Genomic DNA, 8,722 nt, shown 5'->3' with positions numbered 1-8,722 from the left:
CGCTAAAGCGTGTCTTTTTCATAGGATTCTCCTGCTGGTGTATTTTAGCAGTTAATCTCTATTTGTAAGTGTTCTTATTTATTGGGGGGATTACCAATCCATCATAAAACTATTAATTCTATGGCAACATTGGTAGCTACTTTGCTTAAACTTGCAAGTTATGACAAACAAGACTTAGAAAACCCTCACGGTAATATCAACAAAGAAATCATAGCTAAAGCCGAGGGTTTAGGTTTAACTTTAGGTAAAGACTTCATTGCAAAATGGCTAAAGAAAGCTGATGAAGTTCTATAGAACTTTGCCATTTTCTATATAGAACTATCGAACGACCTTACTTCATAAACTAGCAACCATAAGCCGCAGCAATCAAGTTACGGTAAATATGGAGCTAGACACATGAAACAGAAAAATCACATCCCAACTAAGCCACAAGAAAAGCCACCTCAATATCAGCCTAAATGGCAACTCTCTCTACTTAAAATAGTACTCAGTATCCTATTAGCCTACCTGCTGTCACCGCCTGATATCAGCTTTCATATTTATCACATTAATATTATATTTTAGCGCCAACAAACTGAGCACTGCCCTAGCGGATACTCGTGTCCTATAGACTTTTATAGAGCGAGCCGTTAGGGTAAATGCTACACCTTCACACTGGTTTATCCTATGTCCGAGCCTGTCAATCAGCCCACATTTAATCACCTCATAGATAATGCACCTTGGGAACGTTACCGCCGACCTTATGTGCGTGATTTGGCTTATGTACTGTCGTGTCCCAATGTTTTGACGCAGTGGCTAGACTTTGCACCGCATCAAAATACACATACCGTTGCTGTGCATAGCGCGCAATTTTGGCAGACGCAATTTGAGGCGTATGAGCAACGATTAACAGAGCTAGACACCACTGCCGCCTATCAAGATCTGACTCGCTATTTACTCAAACGCCCTAGCCCCAATCGTCTGGGTTTTCATTTTGAAGGCTTACTGTCATTTTGGTTAGAGGATGGGTTCGCACGCAAGCTGCATCCGTATGAGACCCTGGCTAGCAATGTGCAGCTCTATAATGGCAAGCAAACGACTGGTGAGCTTGATTTGATTTTGTATAACCATGCAGAACAGCTGGTTGAACATTGGGAGCTAGCCATTAAGTTTTTTATGGGGTCAACACCTTTTGAACCTGTGAACTGGGTCGGGATTAACTCCAATGATAATCTACAGCGTAAAATGACGCACATGCAAACCAAGCAGTTTCGAGCGGTGTGGGTAGATACAGAAAACCACGGACAGGTAAAAATCGATAAGCGTTATGGCGTGATCAAAGGGCGATTCTTTTTACCGATTAATACAACTGATTGCGGTGATTATGATTGGCCATATTGGCTAACGCCGAACTTTCCGATACATAAGTGGTGTGATAAAAGAGACATGGCAAATCTTGCAACGATTGACACTACAGCTTTGCGAGCCGCGCATTATATTGAATGGTTCACCAAGCGCGACTTTTATGATGAGCGAAATGCTTATAATGGTCGCCAGCAGCCGATAGTTTGGTCAGATAGCGAGCTACCTAAGACAGGTTTATATTTTGAAGGTAATCGACCAATCGTTATTTACCCAAGACAGTAAGACCAGATCGATGAATAAATTTAGCTAACCTAAAGTTTTAAGATGAAACTGCTTAGATAATATTCTGGTCTTAACAATCGGACAGCTTTCACAGAATTCTTAATAGCTCTCAATCACTTGCATTAGCTCATATCTAAGCATATCGGCACTCGGCATACGCTCAGCATGGAAGCGCACCATCGCAATACCTGCACTGGCAAGCGCCTTATCCTTTTTATCATCCGCTTTTTGGCGGGCTTTGCTACTATGCGTCCAGTCATCAAGCTCGATAGCGACCAATGTAGTCTGAGCATCGACATCCACGATCACATAGTCAACGCTCTGACGGCAGATACGATTGAACCAAAAGCTACGCTCTGATGTCTCACTACTATTGGCTTCAATGATCCGTGACAGCTGTACTTGGACAAATATGTGATACTCCGGCAGCGCATTTTTTAACTTATTAAAAAATATCACTTCCGTATCGGTCATGATTGGCATCGGCGCAAATGGCCAAATAGCCAACTCATCACCGCGCACAGGTTTTGGATCAGGCTCAACGACAGGGCGCTTCGTCAGTAGTGTTGGTAGCAGCTTCGGTAACGTAATCAGCCCTAAAAACCCAACGGCCAATACTAAAAATATAACACCAAACGACATGGTTCTACCTTATACAATATGAGAGTGGTGGGCTAATTGTCATTAGTAATAGCAATTAATAATGCACCGACCACGACAAGGCAACCTATATAGGCTGACAGGTTATACAACAACGGATTATAAAAATGGCGCTCATCTTAACTAAGGCGGCGCCAATCAGCAATCTATAAAACAAAAAACACGACAGTATTTGTCGTGTTTTCATATAAAGTAGATAAAAGCCGAATCCAGACCGTTAGAAATGCTCTAGCTTAACGCCAGTAAAGCACCCAAGCGCTGGTCGTATTTACTTTAGGGTCACTATTGATTTTATCTTTTAGTGCCAATGCTGCGACTTTACCACGTTCAGGCCCAACCACAACACGGACACCGCGACTGGTCGCACTGGTCTTGACTTGATAACCTGCTGCTCGGAACTTTTTCGCTAACTCATCGGCTTTGGCTTGGTCATTTGCTAGAGCCACTTGTACCCCAAAGCTACCTTTAGCGTCTGTTTCTTTGACTTCTTTACGCGCTTCACTCAGTTTTTGCTGCGCTTCACGTTTTGCATCGGCAGATTTCTTCGCCAGCGCTTCTTCTTGTTGGCGCTTCTTCTCACGCGCTTGTTCAGCGGCAGCCGCTTCACGTTCTAGACGTTGTACCTGTTTGCTCGATGGGATGGTGATGCTCTGACCCATTTGTAGCGCTGCTGATGGTGATAGGTTGTTGGCTTGAGCCAATACTTCTACAGGCATATTGTATTGTCTTGCCAGTTTAATGAGTCCGTCACCTTTCTTAATCTGATATTCAGAAGGCGATTTTGGTGGCTCGTTTTTTGCCGCTTCAGCTGCTTCTCTTTTTCTCTCAGCCGCTGCTTGGGCTTCCCCCTGCTTTTTTGCTTCGGCTAGTTTCTCTGCCTCCGCTTGTTTTTTGCTCTCGGCAAGTTTTTTGGCGGCTGCTTGCTCTTTTATAGCAGCTTGCCTTTGGGCTTCTTGTTGCTCTTGAACCGCTTTTTGCTTCTCGGCTTCGCTAGACTTTGTAGTATCAGTAGCAGACTGACTCTCAGTACGAGGCTGAACGGTCAGATCTGTAGTAACATCTTTTGTAGACTCTGTACTGCTGGTGTCATCAATAGCTGGCGCACTATTATCAACATATTGCTGGCTCTCAGCACGTGCCTTTGCCAACGCTTCTGCTTCAGCAACTTCCTGCTCTGTCAGAAACTCTTTTGCACGTTTTTCTTGCTCTGCAACGCGGGCTGCACGTTCTTTTTGCTTTTGCGCAAGGATACGTTTTTCTGTTTCGATATCAGTTGTGAGCGGCTGCGGAGATTCTTGCTCCGAGCTTAGTTTGTCGACCATCGCTGACATCGGCTCCGGTTGATCGCTATCGCCAATCTGTTGCACCATGGCGTATAGCATCACGCTACCGCCGATAATCATCCCAATGCCCAATAAGGCTTGTCTCGAAAAGTTCATCCGTTTACGTCTCTTAGTTGGTAATAAGGTTGATTGAGCGGCGCAGCGACTATTTCAAAGCAGTATATCAAATCGCTTCAATCATGATCTCTTACCGCCAGTTACTGTCAGTTAATGCCATCAGGGTTCAAAATTTGTGCCGACCGTCTTCTACTAGTCTGGCAAATCATTTTGATTATAAAGCATATTTTTCATGCTGTCTGCTATCAGGCTACGACTAAGATTAACACTAAACATGCCTTACTTTAACTCATATGATCAGTGCTGTAGCGCAGCCAATGCCTCACCAATGGTGTGAAACGAACCGCATACGACGATTAAGTCTTGTGGTTGGCTCGCCTCTATCACTGCATGGGTCGCTGTATGCAGACCATCAAACTCATATATATTGGTGCTATCGACATATTTAACCAAAACAGCTTGCAGCTGCTCAGTAGTCGCGGCACGAGGATAATCAATCTCAGCGATAAACCAGTCACTAATCGGTAAGCCTGCTTGAGTTAAGCGCTGCACAACCTTATCAATGTCTTTATCACCAAGCATAGAAAATAGCATTTTAATCTTTGGCAGGGTGACAGTCGCTGAGCTATTTTGATTATTTTGCTTGGCTACATGCTGCTGCCAAAACGGTAATAGCTGTGCTAGTAAGAACTCAACGCCTTGCTCATTATGCGCCACATCAAATAACCAATGGCGGCTATGGTTCTCACGATAATCAAAACGTCCAGCCAGTTTGACAGTTCGTAACGCTTGCTCAATGGCCTTGATGTCAATATCTAATGGACTTGCTAATACTGCTGATAGTGCATTGGCCGTGTTAGTTAACGATAACGCAGGACGTGGTAACTGCAAGGTAACCGCCGCATTACTGTATTGCCAAGTCGTTGCATCAATATCGCGGTAGCTAAAATCTTGTCCAATCTGATAACAAGTTGCCTGCTGGGTATCGATGGATTGTTGCACGCTAGCTGGCATCTCAGTAGCACCATAAATCAGAGGAATGCCGTTGCGCAAGATACCTGCTTTTTCGCGACCAATATCCTCGACATTATCACCCAACCAGTCAATGTGATCGATACCGATATTGGTAATGACCGCCATGTCAGGGTCAATAATATTGACCACATCTAGGCGTCCACCCAATCCTACTTCTAATACCCATACGTCACAATCTGCCTCAGCGAATATCAATAGCGCTGCTAGTGTGGTCATCTCAAAGAACGACAACGTCAACTCGCACTGTAAGCGTGCTGCCTCTACTTTGCTAAAAGCCTTAATCAGCGTCTGATCGCTGATCATCTCGCCATTGATACGCACACGCTCGTTAAAGGCACTAAGATGTGGCGACTGATATAGTGCCGTCTTATAACCTGCGGCTTTACACATTTCGGCAATGACAGCGGTTGTAGAACCTTTGCCATTGGTACCTGCCACAGTAAATACGTAAGCGTCATCTTTAGCTGACTGCACCACGCCTAACGCTTCTGCAACAGGCAATACACGTGACAATCCCATATCGATCGCCGATACATGAATCTGCTGCATATAATCGAGCCACTCAGTTAGGTTAGCACTTTCATTAGGACTATGGGCATTAGAGCTGCGAAGGTCAGAGGCTAAAAGGTCAGACATGGATAAAACCTATATAAAATTTAATAAGAGATAAAAATATATGTGCTAGCTAAAACCAAAAATAGCACTTACCGTGCAATGACGATAAATGCTATTAGGGGTCTTGCATATGCAGTAGATGTTAGCACGCAGCTAAGTCATTATGCACTCAATAAATGATTCATTATACTGAGTCATTTACCTTATCGAGCATCTCATTTTACTGAGCATCTACATTTGGTACGCGGCATAGTTTTGCAAGCAGACGATAAATCGTATCGATTAGCTGATGACGATGTACCACTTCATCCACTACGCCATGCTCTAATAGGAACTCAGCGCGCTGGAATGGCTCTTCTAGCGTCTCGCGTACAGTCTGCTCGATCACGCGCTTACCCGCAAATCCTATCATCGCTTTTGGTTCTGCTAGATGGATATCACCCAGCATCGCCAGTGATGCAGTTACACCGCCGTACACTGGATTGGTCAATACCACGATGTATGGAATCCCAGCGATTCTTAGACGTTCAATCGCTGCTGCCGTGCGTGCCATTTGCATCAACGATAGCAGACCTTCTTGCATACGTGCACCGCCAGAAGCGGCAAAGCAAACCAAAGGTACTTTTTGCTCTAGCGCCTTTTCAGCTGCTTGGACGAAACGATCGCCAACGACCGAACCCATTGACCCACCCATAAAACGGAAGTCAAAAGCACAGGCTACGATATCAAGGTTACGCAGTTTGCCATACATAGCAACCAACGCCTCAGTCTCACCTGTTTTTTCTTGTGCTTCACTCATACGCGCAGGATATGGCTTACTATCCACAAAGCTCAATGGATCTTTTGCCGTAAATTCTTGTCCTGTCTCACCATCTACTTGATCAAGTAACCAGTTCAAGCGCTCACGAGCACTCATCGGTAAATGATGATCACAATGCGGGCACACATAACAGTTAAAAATCAGCGCTGTGTTGGTAATCATCGAATGACAATTACTACACTTAGTTGACGGTTCAGTCTCTACCGCAGACAGTGGCGCAGTCAAATGCTGTTTGATACCTGGGATAGGACGGTTAAACCATGACTGCCTATCCGTATTGCTGTTTGGCGCGGCTTTAGCAGTATTGTTATCGGGTTTTGTTATTGTATCAGTCATATTATTTGCCATCATAAAAGGCTTATTGACAAGTTTGCTCATTCGCTTGTCATTGAGAGTTTAATGGTTGTCTAAACAAAACGTCTAATACAGTCATAACATGAGCAGTCATGCGACATATTGATAAATAAATCTCGTATGTCGGTAATTTGATTATGCGCTTGTTGATAGATAATGTATTTGCCAATCAAAGTGACGAATAAATCACTGCTATCAGACACCATATAATAGTGATGTTAGTTTACACTCGTAAACTAATTTTAGCAAAGTCATTTAGTATTGTCTTCACGTAAAGCATTTGAGTAAGTCTCAGGTAAACAATAACTGCAATTTGACTTTGCCGTTTCAAATAACTATTTCTTCAAATAACTATCTCTTCAAGTAACAACAATATGAAAGCAATAGCTATTAGGCGCTTAAGCTGTCTAACGCTTCACGTAGCTCATCCATTTTTGCCATGATGTTCTGCTGTGCATTTGCAACCGCGGCGGCATCGTTGGCATCAATATCGGCAAAATTCTGTACCAAAGCACTACCGACGATCACACCATCCGCATGAGTACCGATCGCTTTTGCAGAAGCACCATCACGGATACCAAAGCCGACGCATACTGGCAGGTCTGTTTCTGCTTTGATTGCTTGAACTTGAGTTGCTACATCGTCAGTATCTAGCGTGGCTGAACCAGTCACACCTTTTAGTGATACATAATAAATATAGCCGCCACAATGAGTCAATACTTGCTCACGGCGCTCGGGCAGCGTCGTTGGCGACAGTAAGAAAATCTCATTCATCGAATGATCGGTCAAATGCTGCGTAAAGCTACCCGCTTCTGCTGGTGGCAGATCTACCATCAACAAACCATCAACGCCTGACTGCTCACATAGCGCCACAAAGTTATCATAGCCGATGATTTCAACAGGATTTAGATAACCCATCAGAATAATTGGCGTTTGCGTATCTGTTTGACGAAACTCTGCGACCATTTTTAGCGCATCACGAGTACTGGTACCTGCTGCTAATGCACGCTCGCCAGCCAAGGCCACAGTTGGACCATCGGCCATTGGGTCAGAGAATGGTAAGCCGACTTCGATCATATCAGCGCCGTGTTTGACAAGATCATGTAGCAAGCCAACAAAGTTACTCGGATTGGGATCGCCTGCCATGACATAAGGAATCAGGGCTTTTTTATTTTGTGATTTTAAAGTTTCAAAAGTGCTTTCAATTCGGGTCATAATGTTCTCTTATAATTTTGTTAAATAAATTGTTAGCTTATATAAGTGTATTCTTACCAGCCAATATCCATTAAATTATCATGGTTGTCTTGCGACAAATATTTAATACCATCAGTTCTTTGCTTGTGAAAAGTATTCATAATATTTAGAATTTCACGCAAATCAATATAATACCGGCCATTCAAAACATTGTAATGCTCATATAACGTAAATTTTTTGTGAGCTAACAAGCCTTCAAGTCTTTTATCTTTATTTTTCATAGCTGCAACGTGCTGTTTTTTATATATTATCGAAAAACCAATACCAGAATGACTACTTTGATTTAGATAAAACTTTTCAACATCATCAAAGCTTACTATCTGATCATGATGTAGCTTATCAATGAATATAAAGAAGCTAGATAGAAAGCTAATGCTATCTTCTTTAATAACCATGATTGGCACATGCTTCCAAGTCCATTTTCTAGCAATCCATGGATTTGGCACAACAAAACCTTTTTGGGTACGATGCAACCAATATATCATCAGAAATAAAAACAACATGGGTATAGCTAAAAGAGACCAAAGCCCAAGAATATTTCTTAAAATTTCATCAATTGTCGTAACCGTATAACCTGTCGAAAGCTCCCAAACAGCCATAAAGACATACATCACTGACCATACAATGACAACTATAAAGAAACCATAACTCTGCCAAAAACTGACGCTTTCAGTAGGTACACCCACACTTATTGTGACTGGCGCTGTTAGCACTGCTTGGTCTGGATACTTGCCCAACTGGCTAGGCTTACTCGGTATTAAGCGGTTCAAATTCATGGAGGTATACTATCGATAATAAAAAAATAGCTAGGGCGTGTCTTCAATTCAATCGATAGTCATCTAAATGGGTTAAAAATGGCTAAATCTTGCCAAATGGCGTCAAATAGCTGACTAATATCTCGATATTATCTGCGCTATTTTCCTTGTTTGACTGCGATTTATCTCATTTTTATCACCAT

General features: G+C 42.9%; 9 protein-coding genes. 3 read left to right on the top strand and 6 right to left on the bottom strand.

Translation table 11 applies throughout. The features are described 5' to 3' along the window. Positions 1-120 precede the first annotated feature (120 nt). The 3 genes from ACQKCG_RS10935 (at position 121) to ACQKCG_RS10925 (ending at position 1,626) form a co-directional block, all read left to right on the top strand. Complete coding sequence (locus ACQKCG_RS10935; RefSeq protein ID WP_427585394.1) at positions 121-294, top strand: hypothetical protein; 174 nt, start codon at positions 121-123, stop codon at positions 292-294. A gap of 102 nt (positions 295-396) precedes the next feature. Next, positions 397-564, top strand: a complete 168-nt coding sequence (locus ACQKCG_RS10930; protein ID WP_166739251.1) for a hypothetical protein — start codon at positions 397-399, stop codon at positions 562-564. Between the two features lie 102 nt (positions 565-666). Next, positions 667-1,626 (top strand): DUF1853 family protein, encoded by a 960-nt coding sequence (locus ACQKCG_RS10925; RefSeq protein WP_134292774.1) that lies wholly within the window; start codon positions 667-669, stop codon positions 1,624-1,626. A gap of 99 nt (positions 1,627-1,725) precedes the next feature. Here the strand turns inward: ACQKCG_RS10925 and ACQKCG_RS10920 are convergent, their stop codons facing one another. From ACQKCG_RS10920 to ACQKCG_RS10895, 6 genes are all read right to left on the bottom strand, one after another. Further along, positions 1,726-2,268 (bottom strand): DUF2726 domain-containing protein, encoded by a 543-nt coding sequence (locus ACQKCG_RS10920; RefSeq protein ID WP_134292773.1) that lies wholly within the window; start codon positions 2,266-2,268, stop codon positions 1,726-1,728. Between the two features lie 251 nt (positions 2,269-2,519). Beyond that, positions 2,520-3,725 carry an SPOR and LysM peptidoglycan-binding domain-containing protein gene (locus tag ACQKCG_RS10915; RefSeq protein WP_134292772.1) on the bottom strand — a complete coding sequence of 402 codons (1,206 nt, stop codon included), beginning with the start codon at positions 3,723-3,725 and terminating at the stop codon, positions 2,520-2,522. A 258-nt stretch (positions 3,726-3,983) separates the two neighbouring features. Further along, positions 3,984-5,357 carry a bifunctional tetrahydrofolate synthase/dihydrofolate synthase gene (gene folC, locus ACQKCG_RS10910; RefSeq protein ID WP_102093524.1) on the bottom strand — a complete coding sequence of 458 codons (1,374 nt, stop codon included), beginning with the start codon at positions 5,355-5,357 and terminating at the stop codon, positions 3,984-3,986. A 199-nt stretch (positions 5,358-5,556) separates the two neighbouring features. Beyond that, the gene (gene accD / locus ACQKCG_RS10905) at positions 5,557-6,504 is read right to left on the bottom strand and encodes an acetyl-CoA carboxylase, carboxyltransferase subunit beta (protein ID WP_201556172.1); all 948 of its coding nucleotides are present in this window, start codon (positions 6,502-6,504) and stop codon (positions 5,557-5,559) included. Positions 6,505-6,900: 396 nt separating this feature from the next. Beyond that, entirely contained in the window at positions 6,901-7,725 is an 825-nt protein-coding gene (gene trpA, locus ACQKCG_RS10900; protein ID WP_134292771.1) for a tryptophan synthase subunit alpha, read from the bottom strand. A gap of 53 nt (positions 7,726-7,778) precedes the next feature. Then, entirely contained in the window at positions 7,779-8,540 is a 762-nt protein-coding gene (locus ACQKCG_RS10895) for a hypothetical protein (protein WP_134292770.1), read from the bottom strand. Between the last annotated feature and the right edge of the window lie 182 nt (positions 8,541-8,722).

The sequence above is a fragment of the Psychrobacter sp. NPDC078929 genome, from assembly GCF_050267985.1.
Taxonomy (GTDB): Bacteria; Pseudomonadota; Gammaproteobacteria; order Pseudomonadales; family Moraxellaceae; genus Psychrobacter.
Note: the sequence above shows the minus strand (reverse complement) of the source record. Positions and strands in the feature narration are given on the sequence as shown.

What these genes read in the sequence shown, in the direction of transcription:
- accD (WP_201556172.1), bottom strand. Translation starts at nt 6,504, where the DNA reads ATGGCAAATAATATGACTGATACAATAACAAAACCCGATAACAATACT.
- ACQKCG_RS10930 (WP_166739251.1), top strand. Translation starts at nt 397, where the DNA reads ATGAAACAGAAAAATCACATCCCAACTAAGCCACAAGAAAAGCCACCT.
- ACQKCG_RS10915 (WP_134292772.1), bottom strand. Translation starts at nt 3,725, where the DNA reads ATGAACTTTTCGAGACAAGCCTTATTGGGCATTGGGATGATTATCGGC.
- ACQKCG_RS10925 (WP_134292774.1), top strand. Translation starts at nt 667, where the DNA reads ATGTCCGAGCCTGTCAATCAGCCCACATTTAATCACCTCATAGATAAT.
- folC (WP_102093524.1), bottom strand. Translation starts at nt 5,357, where the DNA reads ATGTCTGACCTTTTAGCCTCTGACCTTCGCAGCTCTAATGCCCATAGT.
- ACQKCG_RS10895 (WP_134292770.1), bottom strand. Translation starts at nt 8,540, where the DNA reads ATGAATTTGAACCGCTTAATACCGAGTAAGCCTAGCCAGTTGGGCAAG.
- ACQKCG_RS10935 (WP_427585394.1), top strand. Translation starts at nt 121, where the DNA reads ATGGCAACATTGGTAGCTACTTTGCTTAAACTTGCAAGTTATGACAAA.
- trpA (WP_134292771.1), bottom strand. Translation starts at nt 7,725, where the DNA reads ATGACCCGAATTGAAAGCACTTTTGAAACTTTAAAATCACAAAATAAA.
- ACQKCG_RS10920 (WP_134292773.1), bottom strand. Translation starts at nt 2,268, where the DNA reads ATGTCGTTTGGTGTTATATTTTTAGTATTGGCCGTTGGGTTTTTAGGG.